Annotated in this window: 11 protein-coding genes; 7 read left to right on the forward strand and 4 right to left on the reverse strand. The window is 51.7% G+C overall.

The genetic code is table 11. The features are described from left to right. Positions 1-784: 784 nt before the first annotated feature. The gene (locus NXS13_RS06110; protein WP_259289496.1) at positions 785-2380 is read right to left on the reverse strand and encodes a hypothetical protein; all 1596 of its coding nucleotides are present in this window, start codon (positions 2378-2380) and stop codon (positions 785-787) included. 942 nt (positions 2381-3322) lie between these two features. On the opposite strand from NXS13_RS06110, the gene NXS13_RS06115 reads away from it, so the two are divergent. Genes NXS13_RS06115 through NXS13_RS06125 form a run of 3 tightly spaced genes read left to right on the forward strand, consistent with a single transcriptional unit; the run spans position 3323 to position 7949 of the window. Further along, positions 3323-4693 (forward strand): phenol hydroxylase, encoded by a 1371-nt coding sequence (locus NXS13_RS06115; protein ID WP_259078761.1) that lies wholly within the window; start codon positions 3323-3325, stop codon positions 4691-4693. Continuing rightward, a complete protein-coding gene (locus NXS13_RS06120) occupies positions 4693-5700 on the forward strand; it encodes a glutamate ABC transporter substrate-binding protein (protein ID WP_259158421.1) in 1008 nt (335 codons plus the stop codon). The genes NXS13_RS06115 and NXS13_RS06120 overlap by 1 nt, the downstream gene beginning before the upstream one ends. Further along, a complete protein-coding gene (locus tag NXS13_RS06125) occupies positions 5700-7949 on the forward strand; it encodes a tetratricopeptide repeat protein (RefSeq protein WP_396125071.1) in 2250 nt (749 codons plus the stop codon). The genes NXS13_RS06120 and NXS13_RS06125 overlap by 1 nt, the downstream gene beginning before the upstream one ends. Before the next feature lie 49 nt (positions 7950-7998). Here NXS13_RS06125 and NXS13_RS06130 read toward each other — a convergent pair whose 3' ends face one another. Together NXS13_RS06130 and pta are read right to left on the reverse strand one after the other, a co-directional pair. Next, a complete protein-coding gene (locus NXS13_RS06130) occupies positions 7999-9201 on the reverse strand; it encodes an acetate kinase (RefSeq protein ID WP_259158422.1) in 1203 nt (400 codons plus the stop codon). Between the two features lie 13 nt (positions 9202-9214). Beyond that, positions 9215-10582 (reverse strand): phosphate acetyltransferase, encoded by a 1368-nt coding sequence (gene pta / locus NXS13_RS06135; protein ID WP_259078758.1) that lies wholly within the window; start codon positions 10580-10582, stop codon positions 9215-9217. A gap of 565 nt (positions 10583-11147) precedes the next feature. Here pta and NXS13_RS06140 point away from each other — a divergent pair. The 4 genes from NXS13_RS06140 to NXS13_RS06155 all read left to right on the forward strand — a co-directional run bounded on the left by NXS13_RS06140 (position 11148) and on the right by NXS13_RS06155 (position 14273). Beyond that, entirely contained in the window at positions 11148-12518 is a 1371-nt protein-coding gene (locus NXS13_RS06140) for an FAD-dependent oxidoreductase (RefSeq protein ID WP_259078757.1), read from the forward strand. An 80-nt stretch (positions 12519-12598) separates the two neighbouring features. Next, a complete protein-coding gene (locus NXS13_RS06145) occupies positions 12599-13075 on the forward strand; it encodes a GNAT family N-acetyltransferase (protein ID WP_259078756.1) in 477 nt (158 codons plus the stop codon). 17 nt (positions 13076-13092) lie between these two features. Further along, positions 13093-13599, forward strand: a complete 507-nt coding sequence (locus NXS13_RS06150; protein ID WP_259078755.1) for a phosphoribosyltransferase — start codon at positions 13093-13095, stop codon at positions 13597-13599. A 164-nt stretch (positions 13600-13763) separates the two neighbouring features. Next, on the forward strand, positions 13764-14273 hold the full coding sequence (locus NXS13_RS06155; protein WP_259158424.1) for a YceI family protein: 510 nt from the start codon (positions 13764-13766) through the stop codon (positions 14271-14273). Positions 14274-14873: 600 nt separating this feature from the next. Here the strand turns inward: NXS13_RS06155 and NXS13_RS06160 are convergent. After that, complete coding sequence (locus tag NXS13_RS06160; protein ID WP_259078753.1) at positions 14874-16631, reverse strand: pyruvate dehydrogenase; 1758 nt, start codon at positions 16629-16631, stop codon at positions 14874-14876. Between the last annotated feature and the right edge of the window lie 49 nt (positions 16632-16680).

Here is a 16680-nt window from a genome sequence, read left to right on the forward strand (position 1 = left end):
CCCGCAACCTCAGGACACTCCCCAAACAGTTACTGCAGCGATTAAAACTCTACCGACAGCGACCTTCAACATCGATCACCGTTGGGCATCCTGACGAGCAAAGAAGTCAAAGCTACAGCTTTAACTACATAGCTTGTCGAAGGAACTGAGATCAGTAACGAGATCAACGCCACCACTCAGCTTTCGATCACCTAAGCACAGCGATTTATTCTTCATCGATCCATCAGCCTCGGATACAGAGTTTCTGGCATCCTCGTTGGACTACCTTAGAAAACCCAGAGTCCTTGCACACCCCAACATATCCCAATGATGAATCCGCTGTGCACCTCGTAGGTAAAAGCCCGATTGACCAAAAAGTTAGTAGTGCGGCGACAGCCGTCGCCACGTTTCAGGGATCTCCATACAGAAGCAAACTAATATGCTCTCCCGAGAATACGATTGGGTTCAGCACCTACACCCCGAGTCCGATGTCTGCCCTAACTGCAAACCCTTTTGATCTCTCATTAACGAAAGCTGGTAGGCCCTAATTCACCGTTATGCAGCGAGGAGACTTCACCAATCCAATTCGGATTAACCACGTGGAAGCCTCTCTACTCATACTTGATAAATATATCCAGGGCTAACAACCTGGATATTTAGGTGCCCGATGTTTAGCATTGCATGACTTGCTCTTTGTGTCCTGTCCTTTTCGACTTAGTCATAGGGTAGCTAATTACCCTTGTCCACCTAAGGTTTTGTGGGCCCAACTGCGCTACCCTTCCGACGGAAAAGCGGTGATCTAACGTTACGCTGTCCACCAAGGATAATGAGCATTAGCTCCCACCCACTCGTTGAACGCATCCTGTGCCAGTGGAGTCTGACTAACACTGTTGGCGTTGGGAGTGAAAGTTGAGTAATCAACCGGAAGTGGCTCATTTATATCATTGAGAACCTGGCCGAAGAAATCGGAGCGGATTTGATCCAAGCAGATCTCTAGCTGTTTTTTATCGGCCTCAACAGGAAAGTTAGGTGTTCTCCTCTCCGGGTAGGGAATTCCATAAGTTGTTCTCACTTCTCGTTCGACTTTCTCGCGGGCAGCACGAAGGCTCTTCACAGCCGCATATTTTTCGGTTTGGGCCTCTACAGTGAGTTCTTTTGCCTCGCCTAGTTGCGCGTCTACCATATCGAGTTTAGCAACCACATTCTTTAATTCAGCGCGAGATTCCTCTCGCAGCTGCTGGAGTGCCCTATCCGCCGCATTTTTAACCACTACAGCCGTTATGAGGGAAGCGGCTACTAAGACCAAAAGTGCGACCCCAAGGATGACAACCAACGCTGTCAACGTCAGAGACCACGGACCGATCAGTACAACGAAAATACCGAGAATCACTGTTGCTATCGCGGCTGGGACGCCTAGCCTGTTACCAAAAAATGCACTCCTCAAGTCCATCTCTTTGTTCTCTGCTTGTGCGAGAATATCCTCGAGCTCAGCTTTTTCGCTTCTCAAGTCTTGGTATGCGCTGGTCACTTCGATCTCGTTCTGCTCTGCACGTGCGGCGAGACTTTCGCCAGCCTCCTCTGCCTTAATCAACGCGGGAAGATTATACGCTTCCTCAATCTTAGCGAGCTTTTGCTGCCAAATATGCTGCCACGACAGTTTAAGCTCATCATAATCGTCAATAAAGCCTTCCAGCTGCCCAATCTGCTGACGCTGGTCCAGACGAGAATCGAGACGCTGCTCAATCAATTGGCGAAGATCTTCGCGATAAGCCCGTCGTTGCGATTTCCATTCATCGACAAACTTAGCAATTTCTTTATCTAAGGTCCTGGCACTTAATGGAACCTTCGCCGCCTCCCGCTTGGCTACTGTGCACTCCTTTTTAGCCTCGCGAAGATCCTCCTTAAGATCCGTCCGCTGAGCCCTCATCCGTTCTATCGCATTTTTCAGATCGACCAGACTATATTCAATTGAATTGATAGCCTCCTCAATTTCCTGAGCTTTACTGGAGTGCCAGATTGTTAATCCAGTATTAACAAAGGTACTCATCTTTCCTGCAGTTTTTAGCTCAGCTTCGTAGCGACTGCCCCGCATAGCGCGTTTAGCTAAATTAAACTCAGTTCTCAGCCGCGATTTTTTGATCTTCAGATGTGCGATCTTCTCCCGTGCTAACTCGATATCTTCGTTGACCTTATCAATCTCACCCTGCAGCGAGTGGATATAACCCTTCACTTGTTTCAACTCTGCCTCGGCTTCGCGCTGAGGATCCAACTCTTCGTAAAGCTGATCATTTAACTCGTCAAGTTTCTTCTGATTTGCACCCTCCCAATCGCCGTATTGGTCAGTGTAAAGGATGTCTAACAAAGCGGTAAAGGTATTGGAATCAATATCAGGGAAAGGCATCTTGTCTCCATTCAAACAGCGGGTCTAGCGATAGCATCTTTCTAGATCGGCTTTGGGCAATATGTGTACGAGATTATCACTAGCCTGAAGGGCGGAGTAAAATAGGAATTTTTCTAAAAATATGCCTTTTCATAATTCTTTAATAACCGAACTTAGTTTCCGCTGCTCAATTTTTTCCCGTGAGTTGCGGCAACTAAGGGCCTGTGGACACGATATCCTACTCGAATCGACACCTGATTGAATGTCTCAACCTATATTCCCCTCGGATCCTGCTATCGATCGCCACTAAAGAGATAAATGGTGCATACTGGTCGAATCTAATAAACAGAATTACAAATACCCTAGGTGCCCATCTAGTAATTATCCGTGACAAAAACGGTGTACGCCCCTCACCTTTTCAAAGGAATACTGGGGATATTAGTTACCAGACTCGGCTTCTACCCGTCTCTGAAGACCTTCTGTTTTACGTCCGAGATCGGTGACCCTAATCAGCTCCAGCGGAAGATAAACCCCGTGCGCAGTCCTGACTTCCACCGACAATAAAGGCCCTCGCCTGCATTGGCGAACCGTTTATCACCCGAATAAACAGATTTTTCACCAATAACTTTGCTATGGGCTGGGTCTCAACCTCGGCAGTGGTATCCCGCTTTGTGAGCTACGTGCCGGCCTTCGCCCTGCTCTCACGGGCAGAGCCCAGAGCAGTTACGTGATACCAAAAATTTTACAGATTCCAGTTAATCCCAGGATCACGAAATAGGGATCTATGCCCGTAGTTAGCCCCCTGGTAGATGCCAGATAACTCGTTTTTCACAATTAAAGGGGCCCGCTCGACGGCGGTGATAAACGTAACTCCTACTTCACACCAGCACTTCGTAGCTCGGTATCAGCTTGACACCTATATACTTAATTCCCAGAGAGCTCGATGAGGGATGCGATAATGCCGTGACGCACACAGAACAGAATTCGCCGCAGATAGTGCCTGAGAATATTCAGGATGAGTGGTTGGAAGAGACATCTCACCACCGCAGTGTCTACCAAGAGTTTTGGCATGACTATATCAACTATCCCAAGGCGCTCATCCAACACGGATGGAGCTTTCTGAAAACGACCCCGGGACGCATGACCGCCCTCATGCTTGTGCTGAGCATTGTGGTGGTCGGTACAGGGATGTTCATGAGTCAATCCGCTGCGCAGCGTCGCAGCGACCTCGATCACTTAATTACCACCACCGAACCTGTGAGCTATCTAGCACAGTCTCTGTACTCCAATTTGGCGGCGGCGAATACGGCGGCGAGCTCCGGCTTCGTCTTGGCTGGGGTCGATTCCAACTCCAATCGCGATGACTATCAGTTGGCGTATCAGCAAGCAGCCCGAGATATAGCGGTTACCGCCAATGGAATTACCGACCCAACTGGCGAAGAGATGAGATTGATTACTCGTCTATCCGAGCATTTACCCATCTATACCGGGTTGGTGGAAACTGCGTGGGCTAATAATCGCCAAGGCAATCCAGTTGGCGTGGCGTATATGTCCGAGGCGTCTACGCTAATGCGCGAACATATGCTTCCCAATGCTGCTCGTCTTTATGCACTTACCAGTGAGAACGTCCACCAGCAACAGACAACGCTGACCCAACCCCTGTGGATTCCCCTCATAGGCTTATTGGTTGCTCTCATCGCACTCATTCTCACCCAATTGTGGCTGTCAAGTGTGAGTAACAGGCGTTTGAACCGGGGTATGGTAGCGGCCACCTTCTTGCTATTAATTGCTAATGCGTGGGTGATTTCCTCAGCCGCTCTTACTTTTCAGGCGGGAAATCAGTCCTATACTCAGGCTTCTCAGCCCCTATCGGAGGTCATCGAGGCTAGAATTGCGGCCCAACAAACGCGTGGTTCGGAGATGCTCGCTTTAGTTTGGCGTCAATCGTTGGTGAACTCGACGAAGAATTTTGACACCACGATCAGCGATATCAATGCCACTTTAGACCTTTTTCCGCAGAGTAAAAGCAGTGATGCTCATGAACTCCTTGATCGATGGTCTCGTTCTCACCAACAATTAGTCACCCTCCTCAATGCTGGGGATTATGATCAGGCACAAAAACTTACCGCCGCTGCTTCCTCGAGTCATCCTTATCAGGAATTGGATACAGCTCTAGCGACTCTCATCGATGATTCACGAAGCCAGATGCGCGACTATATCAATCGAGGCATCGCGGCCTCGGCCTCCGTTTCGGCAGTCACACTCGTCCTCTCCCTCCTAGCGGTTGTGAGTATCTGGATGGGAATACGCCCTCGTTTACAGGAATATCTCTGATGAAGAATCCTTTTGCCCTTAACCCACTACGCTGCGGTCTCGGTGCGTGCATGGCTGTGATGGGCGCGACGAGCGGCTGCCAGGCATCACCAGCCGACCCTCCGCTGATCGCCAGCCCTAGGACCGAGGCGATTATGCCGCTACCCCACAAAGCGGTCAAAGAAGATGCGGGAGCCCAGAAGGCCCACGAATTTCGCAGTGTAGAGAATCGCGGATCCCTCCGCCCTGATGCTTTAAGTCCCAAGGAGCGGGTGCCATTGATTGTCCGCCGCGGTCGGTTAATCGTCGGCGTCGACCAAGCTCACAATCTTTTGAGTTTTCGAGACCCTACGACTGGCACGCTGGAAGGCTTCGAAGTAGATATCGCCCGTGAGATAGCTCGAGATATTTTCGGTGACCCTAATCGCATTGAGTTCCGCTATATTAACGCCACAAACTGGGAAGATGCTTTGCATACGGAAGCAGTTGATATTGCGATGCGTACGATTTCTATCACTCAAGAGCGAGAAAACGAGGTAGAGTTCTCTATTCCCTATTTCGCCGGATACACCCGAATGCTGGTCGATAAATCCTCGGGCATCAGTTCTCTTGAAGATTTAGCAGGGGGCACTGCCTGTGTCACAGAGAATTCTACGGGAGCGGCCTTTGTACGGTTGGAAGCTCCTCAAACCCATCTACTCATCACTCAAACAAGTGCTGATTGCCTAGTGGCCCTGCAGCAAGATCAGGTAGCGGCGATTATCACTGACGATACTATTTTGTCAGGAATGGCTGCCCAAGACCCCTTTACAACCATTGTCGGAGACAACCTCAACAGGCAGGATTACGCGGTGGCGATTGGACAGTCAGATTATCGTCGCAACACGTCGGGATTGGTACGTCAGGTTAATGTCACCCTCGAGCGCATTCGAGCCGATGGCACGTGGCAGCGTTCATATAATAAGTGGTTGGGTGCCTATTTACCACAGATAGCGCTACCTGCACCACGGTATCGAGAGGAGGAATAATGGATACTCATAGTGAACGTATGCATCCCGAGGTTGCTACCTCGGCGGTCCCCTTCGATCCCTTTGCTGATGATACTGAGGGCACTAGCTTCTCCTTGACCACCGCTACTCCTGCTATAGATGATCCTTCGGTACGCTCACACCAGGAAGCGCTTTCAACCTTTCGCAAACGCCGTGCAGCTACCAGGGGGGCGCGCGCGGTTGCCAACGGCATGGTGTATTTGCCCTTTGTACCCATTAAGGAAACGGAATTTCTCACTTCTGATGCGTGGAAAGACCACCAGAGCCCCGTGCTGGGGCCCGGCGATGTGGTGGGCGACCAGTATGAGGTACTCGGCGTATTAGAGCGTGGCGGTATGGGGTGGATCTATCTGGCCAAGGACCGCAATATCACCGGGCGTGTGGTGGTGCTCAAGAGTATTGTCAGCCGCGATAATCCCCGAGATTATGCGGCGGCTGTAGCGGAGCGGGAATTCCTTGCAGATATTACCCACCCGGTGATTGTTAAGGCCTACAACTTTATCGACGACCCGCGTATCGACGGTGGCTTTATCGTCATGGAATTCGTGCCTGGACCCAGCCTCAAGGCCCTACGCAGCTCCCAATATAACGGGCTCTTCCCGCTCGATATAGCTATCGGCTATATTCTGGAGATTCTACCGGCGCTGTCCTATTTGCATGCCCGCGGGGTTGTCTATAACGATTTGAAGCCCGATAATATCGTCGTCACCGAGGATCAAGTCAAGTTGATCGACCTTGGGGCGGTTTCTGGTATCGGCGCCTTTGGCTATATTTTTGGCACCAAGGGTTTTCAAGCCCCCGAGGTAGCCACCCAAGGTCCGAGTGTGGCTAGCGATATTTATACCATCGGACGTACCCTCGCTGCGTTGACCGTTCACTTACCTGTTGATAACGGCCACTACACTCTAGGACTTCCTACTCCTGATGAGGAGCCTCTCTTTGCCCATTATTTGAGCTATTACCGGCTCCTGCAGCGCGCTCTAGCTCCCGATCCGGCAGCTCGCTTTAGTTCAGTCCACGAAATGGAAACTCAGCTGTATGGAGTATTGCGGGAATATTTAGCGATCCACAAATCGCTGCAATACCCGGCGCAGCACTCACTCTTCTCCCCGCAGCGTTCCACGTTTGGTACCAAGCACACGGTTTTTAAAACTGATCAGCTCCTCGATGGAACAGTGCGGAATGCGTCAATAACGCCGGCTGAAGTCGTGGCAGCTCTGCATATTCCACTCCTCGATCGCGATGATCCCGGCGCGACCATGATCGCTGGATCAAATTATGCAGAACCCTCGGAGGCGCTCGAAACCATGCGCGGAGCCTTGCAATTAGAGGAATTTGGCGGGTCAAAGGAAATCCCTCTCGGCATCGTGCGCAGCCTCCTTGATCTCGGTTTTACACAGCAAGCCAAAGAATGGCTGGGAGAATTAGAGGAAGAATTGGGAACCGAATGGCGTTTCCAGTGGTATTCGGGTATCACTCGGCTCTTACTTGAAGATTTTACTCATGCCCAAGACGCTTTTAACAGGGTTTTTAGTGTCCTGCCCGGTGAGGTTGCACCTAAGCTGGCGCGCGCTGTAGTTAGCGAATTAATCCTCCAGCAAAAAGGGCTGTCCGAGTCGCCTTTGCTAAGCCCAGATCTCGCGCTGGAAGCCGCAAGCCTTCAAGGGACAGCGGTGAGTGAATTTGCTGGTTTGTGGAATAAGCTTACGGCAAAACCTGAAGTATTGCGCTTTAAAGCGATCTATCTCTATGCGCTGGTATGGGCTACGAACCCCACCACGGTGAGCTCGGCCTTCGGATTGGCGCGCCAATTGCTCGCCGAAAAACAGATAGATATGGCTGTGAAGGCACTCGATGAGGTACCGCCTGCGTCAATGCATCATCGTATGGCCCTATTGACAAGTATTGTGTACCTCGTCTCCTTGAAACCGAACGAGCAGCGCATTAGAAGAGCTGCTCGACGTTTGGAGGGGATTCCTACGAATGAGCCGCGTTTTTTGCAGCTGAAGATTGTGATTCTCCATGCAGCACTGAACTGGTTACGCAGCAGCAATTTGGAGGAATCCGCTGTTACCACCGATTTATTTGAGTACCCCTTTAGTCAAAAGGGGTTGCGGGTGGGCTTGGCAAAATCTCTACGTGTGCAGGCTCGAGTGGCACCGAGCGCGAAATATCGCTATCAGCTGGTCGATATGGCTAACAAAGTTCGGCCACGTACGTGGTTTTAAAAAAGCCTTAGTGGCTATTCCACTAAGGCTTGTATTGGCTTTTATTTTTTTAATCGAGACCAGCGAGCTCACTTGAGTAGCGAGCAATCGCAAGCTCCTCGTTGGTGGGAACAACGAAAACTTTGACCGCTGAATCATCGGTGGAGATCACGGTCGGCTCCTCAGCGCGCACAGCGTTTCGATCAGGATCAATCTTTATGCCATAGACCTCAAGATCTTTCAGCGCATCAGCACGCACAATAGCGTCGTTCTCTCCTACGCCGGCGGTGAAAGTGATGGCATCGACGCGGCCCAGTTGAATCATATAGCTACCGATATAACGTCGCAGTTGGTGAATATAGATCTCATAGGCCAACCGAGCTTTTTCATCACCGCGAGCGATGAGCTGGTGCAGCTCACGGAAATCATTAACCCCCGAAATACCCTTCACACCGGATTTCTTGTTCAGCAGGACATCGATCTCGTCAATGCTCATACCAGCAGTACGGTGCAGGTGGAATACGATGCCTGGATCAATGTCACCTGAGCGGGTACCCATGACCAATCCTGCGAGCGGGGTCAGCCCCATCGAGGTATCGATGGGTTGGCCGCCCTTAATAGCTGCGCAGGAGGCGCCATTACCGAGGTGCAAAGTGATCTGATTAATCTCGGCAGCGGGTTTGTCTAGCAAACCTGTAACTTGCCTGGAGATGAATTCGTGGCTGGTGCCGTGGAAACCATAGCGGCGGACGCCATATTTCTCTGCGGTCTCAAGCTCGATGGCATAGAGCGCTGCACTGGCAGGCATAGCGGCGAAGAAGCCAGTATCAAATACTGCAATATGAGGAACAGTGTCAAGCAGTTTGCGCGCCACCACGATACCGTCGATATTGGCAGGGTTATGCAGTGGCGCCAAGGGGATCAAATCGTAAACCTTCTCGAGGATCTCATCGGTGATCACTACCGGGTGGCTAAACAGCGTGCCGCCGTGGACGAGCCGGTGCCCAACCGCCTTGAGTTCCACATCCTTAGGCCCACAACCGTGCTTGGTCATCAGCGCGAAGGCCATATCGAGGCCGGTAGAATGATCGGGAACGGGGGCTTCCACAATGTGTTTTTCTCCCTGGAATTTTAGGGTAATGCGCCCTAATTCCTCACCGATTTGCTCCACTAGTCCGCTGGCAAATGGGGCCGCGGATACATCTTGGGCAGGATCGACTAGCTGGAATTTGATCGAGGACGATCCCGAATTGAGAACGAGTACGAGGGCCATGATGTAAAACTCCTTATAAAGCGGCGGCTTGGATAGCGGTGATCGCTACAGTATTGACAATATCTGCCACGGTAGCACCACGAGAAAGATCATTCACAGGTTTATTTAATCCCTGCAGGATAGGGCCAACCGCGAGGGCATGGCCGGTGCGTTGGGCGGTTTTGTAGCCAATATTTCCGGCCTCTAGATCGGGGAAGATAAAGACATTGGCTTGACCTGCAACCTTGGAATTGGGCATTTTCTTCTCAGCCACTCCGCGGTCGACGGCTGCATCAAATTGAAGGGGGCCGTCGATAAGAATATCGGGGTGGTTCTGGTGCGCGATGCGAGTTGCCTCGGTGGCACGATCAACGTCAGGGCCGGAACCTGAAGTACCGGTGGAATACGAAAGGATGGCGACCCTCGGGTCGATACCGAATTGCGCAGCGGTTCGCGCTGAGACGGCGGCAATTTCGGCGAGCTGTGCAGCGGTGGGGTTGGGGTTGACGGCGCAGTCACCAAAAGCCCACAGTCGGTTGCGCATCACCATGAGGAAGATCGATGAAACCACGGAGGTGCCTGGTTGGGTTTTGATGATCTGGAAAGAAGGTTTGATGGTGTGGGCGGTGGTATGCGCGGCACCCGATACCATGCCATCGGCAAGACCCTTGTGGATCATCATGGTGGCGTAATAGGAAATATCCTGCATGGTTTCCCGGGCCTTTTCAATCGTCATGCCCTTGGCCTTACGCAACTCATAGAACTCTTGGGCGAATTCTTCTGCGTGGGGATCGTTCGAAGGATCCGACAGGTGCGCGGCGCTGATATTCAAACCCAGCTCTGTAGCCCGAGCAGTAATAGCCGCAGGATTACCGAGAATGGTCAACTCACAGATATCCTGGGCCAGTAACTGATCGGCAGCGAGCAAAATCCGGTCATCGTCACCTTCGGGCAGGATGATATGGGCCCTAGCTTGGCGGGCGCGATCGAGCAGCCAGAACTCGAAAACCTCAGCCGACATAACCGGCTCGACCTGAGCTTCGTGCAGGGCGGGGAGGGCGGATTCTAGAGAGCTACCAGGGCCTAGGATATCGACGATATGTGCCCCCAGCACTTTGGCTTCGGCGCGTGCTAGTTCTGCACTGACGCCCAATTCAGCAGCCTGGATGATAAGTGGCACTCCGAGCGCTGCTGCCGCTCGGGCGTCGAAATCAATACTTCCCGTGCCCTGATAGACCACGGGTGATTCAGGTCGGGTGGACAAAACCCCTGTGATGGTGGGGTCGGCCACGACGAGCGGCTGGATATCGAGGCCCAATATCTGGGCGAAGTGCTCAAGATCAGCTGTGTCGATCTGGCGTCCTAGGGCGCTAATGACAACGGAGCGGGTTGTATGTGTCACCTTCAGGTGTCCCTTCTATATGGGTTTAAATACGAGAACTCGTCACACCATTTACTGCTGTGAGCCATCCCTCACAGCTTAGCGCATATACCAGCGACAACACAGAAATATTCACCGCTTCAAAAGTCCCAATTGCCCTACATATTGGCACATAAAGTGGACAAAGAGCAGAAATCCTTTCCCTTTACGCTATGGGAATTATTTTCCTACTAACCTTATTCGGGGTTAGTTCCTTCGGCACCGCTGAAATCCTTCCATTGGAGATAGCTGACACCTTAAGCGAGAAATCGCGAGGAAGCGCGAGAATGGACGAGAACGGGCAAGAGTGGGAGAGTCTGGGCAAGGCTGAGCAAAGCTGGGCAACACGTGGCTAGGCTCGCCACGATGCATTTGGGCCGTGCGGGATCCTACTGGGCTCGGCGAGATGAAGTTGGCTCGGAGGAGTGTTAGTGGCATATCTAGCTTGAAGGAATGGTTCTCTTTGGCTATTTCGATCTGTGGCCAAGACTGCTAGTATTCTTGTGCGATCGCAAAGCTAGAAATAATACAAGGATATATCGACTCTATGACTAATTCTCGCCCCCTCCGTGTTGCCGTAATTGGCGCCGGCCCCGCAGGCATCTACGCCTCTGATCTATTAATGAAATCTGGCCTTGAGGTAGCCGTCGACCTTTTCGAGCGGATGCCCACTCCCTTCGGCTTGATCCGCTATGGTGTGGCTCCTGATCACCCTCGTATTAAAGGCATCGTGAAATCTTTGCACGCGGTTATGGAGAAGCCACAGCTGCGCTTTATCGGCAATATTGACATTGGAAAAACCGTCAGCGTTGCGGAATTAAAGGAATTCTATGATGCTCTGATCTTCTCCACTGGCGCCGTAGCAGACCGCGACCTTGATATTCCAGGGCAGGATCTCGAGGGTTCCCATGGGGCGGCGGAATTCGTGGGCTTCTACGATGGCAATCCCGAATTTGCCCGCGATTGGGATCTTAGTGCTCAGCAAGTAGGCGTGATTGGGGTAGGTAACGTCGGCCTAGATGTGGCTCGTATCTTGGCTAAAACGGGCGAAGAACTTCACGTCACCGAGATTCCCGATAATGTTTACGAAGCACTGAAATCTAATAAAGCCACCGAGGTACACGTATTCGGACGTCGGGGACCCGCACAGGCGAAATTTACTCCATTGGAGCTCAAGGAGCTCGACCACTCCCCGACTATTGAAGTAGTCGTAGATCCTGAGGATATTGACTACGATGCTGCGAGCGAGAAAGCGCGTCGTGAATCGAAATCGCAAGATCTGGTGTGCCAGACCCTCGAGCAATATGCCATGCGGGAGCCCAAGAACGCCCCTCATAAGCTCTTTATTCACTTCTTTGAGTCCCCAGTCGAGATCATCGGCGACGATGGGAAGGTTGTGGGCCTAAAAACGGAGCGTACTCAGTTAGACGGCTCTGGAAATGTGGTAGGGACGGGCACTTTCAAGGTGTGGCCTATGCAGGCTGTCTACCGGGCGGTGGGTTATCGTTCTGATGCTGTTGCTGATATTCCTTTCGATCACGATAAAGCGGTGATCCCCAATGATGGTGGCCATATTCTCGACGCCCACAACCAGCCGATTCCTGGACTTTATGCCACCGGCTGGATTAAGCGTGGGCCTGTGGGCCTCATTGGCAATACCAAATCAGACGCCAAAGAAACCACCCAGATGTTGTTGAGTGATTGGAAGGCGGGGCAGCTGGCACCGACCCAGAAACCCGAATTGCATCATATTATCGAATTCTTAGAGGCTAAGGGGCTTACCTACACCACGTGGGATGGCTGGCATCGGGTCGACGCCGCTGAGCGCGAATTGGGTGAAAAGGAAGGCCGCGAGCGTAAGAAAATCGTGGAATGGGATGATATGGTCTCCCATGCGCGTTTCGACGCTCAATCCTAATAGTTCATCCCCCGACCTCTTCAAATCAAGAAAGGTCGGGGGATTTTAGTTAGCCATCTCATGTTCTACACTCTATGGCTATGACATTCTTTTTTGCCGTTGATCCGCTGCAGCGTTTAAGCGCTCTGGAATTACACGAGATCTACCAACTCCGTGCGGATCAGCCAGCTTCCTTGGCCTTAGCCCCCATCATCGATGATCGCGACACGCTAGGCAGTACTGCCCATCTTAGGTGCTACGAACGCATTAATGACAAGACCGTACTCGCTGGCGCCGTTCGCATTAGCTCCGCCGACAACCACTTCCGCCTCGATCACGTCATAGTGGGCACGGCCTATCGTGGTGGCCACATACTTTCTGATCTTTTGGCGCATAGTTTGCGTTTTTGTTACGAGCAGGACCCCCAGCGCGAAATAGTGACCCAGACGCTCGCCGATGACGTAGACATATATGCCGAGCTAGGTTTTAAAGATTTAGATTCCAATTCTGCAGCTCTGGTGACACTCTCCTCAACCCCGCAGAGCGCTTTTGAGCATACTCGGCATTTATCCCACTGATTGATTAAGGTAAGAATATGGCATACCACGCAGACTCCCTCGATCTGGACACTAAGGAAATCTTAACTTGGGAAGGTTTTGGTACCGCTAGCCGCGAGCTAGCGCAGACCATTGCCGATTCCGATTTCGATCCCGAGATTATTATCGCAGTGGCACGTGGCGGCTTAGTACCCGCTGGTGCACTCAGCTATTCCCTGGGCGTGAAGCTTTCTGACGCTATCAATGTGGAATTTTATACCGACGTTAACACCACGTTGCCCGATCCTATTCTCTTAGAGCCCATGCTCGATACCTCCTCGATCAGCGGCAGGCGGCTTCTCGTGGTTGACGACGTGGCTGATTCAGGTCGTACTCTCAATTTGGTTATCAAACTTCTCAAGGAGCAGGGTGCTGAGGTTAAGACCGCATGTATTTATGCCAAGGACCGCACCGAGGTGATGCCAGATTATGTGTGGAAGCACACGAATGAGTGGATCGTCTTCCCGTGGTCTGATAAGCCCCCAGTTCAGAAGCGGGTATCTTAAATTTATTGAGTCGCTGAGCTGGTCATATATGCGCCATGAATAAAAATTGGTGATTCTTCACCAAAATATTGTGGACACGTCACCTTTTATGTATAGTGGTCATCAGTGGCCGCTTAGGTCATTGAAAAACTTTTAATTTCACTATATTTAAGGAGTTCACTTTCATGAGCGCATATACCTTCGACCCAGCACATACCACCATTGGTTTCGAGGTTCGCCACGCAATGGTTACTAAGGTGCCCGGCAAATTCACCGAATTCGAGGCTACCTTTGATCCTGAGGCCAAGACTGCACAAGCGACCATCAAAGCCGCTTCCTTTAATACCGGTAACGATGATCGCGATGCTCACGTTAAGGGCGAGGACTTCTTCAATGTAGAGCAGTTCCCTGAGATTACGTTCACAGCGACCTCCTTCGACCTCAACGCTGAAGGTGGCACCGTGACCGGTGACCTCACCATTAAGGGCACCACTAAGCCTGTCACTTTCGATGTCGAGCTCTCTGGCCCAGTTGAAGATCCATGGGGCGCCACCCGCCTCGGCGTCGAGGCCAAGGCCACCATCAACCGCAAGGACTTCGGTATCGATTTCCAGGCGCCGTTGAACTCTGGCGGCGTGCTTATCTCTGAGAAGGTTAAGATCAGCGTAGACGGTTCCGCTCTCCAGGACGCCTAAATAACTTTAAAGAGACCAGGTTGTAGCCTCTACAACCTGGTCTCTTTCTATCTAGGGGTGCTTGCCGCGAAGGTGTGACAGTTCCCCGATGAGCGAACTCAAGTAAGCAAACCGGCAGTGACTTTCGTATTTCACCTTCCACTTTTTAAGGTTCTTCTCTCTTAGACTCCTATTTCAGGTACGATCTGTATCTTCCCAGCAATAGCCACTATATCCCGGTGACCATGTGCCGCATCTATGAACAAAAACAAAAGCCCAAAAACCAAAGGCACAGAGGGGCCGTTACTTTATACCTTAGGGCCAATATTTCGTGCTGGTTGTAGGGGATGTCGCCGGGCAACGGGACCGGGTAACTACGCTGGGCAATAATGCTGATAGCGGAGCTTTATTCTTATCCGAGCACTGCAAGAGCATAGAGTTCTGGCCGCATAATCGCCCGTAGTGGGACTAAAGATATAACCCTTGTAGTGATCGAACACATATATTCGGGAATGAGTACCTAAGAGGAGGGCACTCGTATCAATCGTGCGGTGAGTACCATGACCACATGAAAAACCCAGTTCACAGATAACTCAGTGAACTGGGTTGGATTGTGGATCTTTACAGACCCTTAAAACCACTTGGTCGCGGAATATTGCGCAGATTCGACTTCGCTAGATCGAACATTTTGCCCACGCCGCCCTCCAAGACGGTGCGAGTAGCTGCGCGAGTAAAGCCTGCCACCTGCTCGAGGGAAATCTCGGGCGGGATCGAGAGAGCGTTGGGGTCGGTGACCACATCAACAAGAACGGGTCCGTTATACGCCAGTGCCTTACGAAGGACAGGCTCAATATCTTCTGGCTTTTCCACGCGGAAAGACTTGATGCCAATAGCCTGGGCGATATCAGCATAATTGATATGCTCATGGTCGGTGGCGAAGTCTGGCAAACCTTGGACGAGCATTTCGAGTTTTACCATGCCCAAGCTGGAGTTATTGTACACAATCGTCTTAATGGGCAGATCATAATTATGTACCGTGATCAACTCGCCAAGAAGCATTGATAAGCCGCCGTCGCCACACATGGCCACAACCTGGCGGTGCATATCTGCTTTTTGGGCCCCGATTGCTTGGGAGAGTGCGTTGGCCATGGTGCCGTGCCGTAGGGAGGCAATCAGCTGACGTTTACCCGTGGGGTTGATATAGCGGGCGTGCCATACATTGCACATACCAGTATCGGCCGTGAAGATCGCATCCACATCTGCGACGGAATCCAAGATATCAGTGAGATATTCAGGGTGAATTGGCGTGGTTTGCCGAGTGCCCTGAGTATAGGCCTCGATGACGTGGCGCAGATTCTTTTCTTGGCGCACCAGCATATCGTCTAAGAAGGAACGATCGGTCTTGACGGTGATAAGTGGGAGAAGAGCCTCGATGGTTGCTGCAACGTCACCGACCACCCCGATAGATACCTCCGTACGTCGGCCAATATGGGAGCCATCAATGTCGATCTGCGCGGTCTCGGTATCGCGCGGGAGGAAGTCGGAATACGGAAAGTCCGTACCAAGAAGAATGAGTAAATCCGCGCCGTCAAATGCATCATTGCAGGCGCCGTAGCCTAGAAGGCCTGACATGCCCACGTCGAAGGGGTTATCGTAATGCAGGTATTCCTTGCCACCGTAGGCGTGACCTAATGGTGCTTTGATTTTTTCGGCAAGTGCAAGGACCTGCTCCCGAGCGTTCTTACAGCCGGCGCCACCGAATAATGTAACCTTTTCCGCCTTGTTAATGGCCTCGGCTAGGCGTGTCAGGTCCGCCGGATTGGGCATCACTACTGGGGGATTGACGGTGAGATTAGAACGCAATTCTGGGACGTCAACAGCGTCCTCAGAGGCGATATCGCCAGGTAGAACGAGGACGGAGACTCCATTGCCAGCGAGCGTAGATTGCAGGGCGTGGTGCAAGATCTTCGCGGCTTGTTCAGCGGAATTGGCCATCTCGCAGTAGCCTGAGCATTCAGCAAAGATCTGCTCAGGGTGGGTCTCCTGGAAGAAATCGGACCCTATGAGCTGGCTGGGGATATGGCTAGCAATCGCAAGTACCTTAGCCCCGTTCCGGTGAGAATCATAAAGACCTTGGATAAGATGGGTATTACCAGGCCCGCAAGAAGCTGCGCATACAGCTAGTTTGCCTGTTGCTAATGATTCTGCTCCGGCAGCGAAAGCAGCGGCTTCCTCATTGCGTACGTGTACCCACTCTATGGAGCTCGTCTTGATGGCATCGACGACCGGGTTCAGGCTGTCGCCAACAATCCCGTATATCCGTTCGACGCCGTTTTCTTCTAGTGTTTGGACAAGTTGCTCAGCATAGTTCATAGACATGTCAACTATCCTACTCTAAGAATTCCTAAGGAAACACGGGGCACTGGGC

This window comes from Corynebacterium sp. ES2730-CONJ, from assembly GCF_024834055.1.
In the GTDB taxonomy this organism is placed as follows: Bacteria; Actinomycetota; Actinomycetes; order Mycobacteriales; family Mycobacteriaceae; genus Corynebacterium.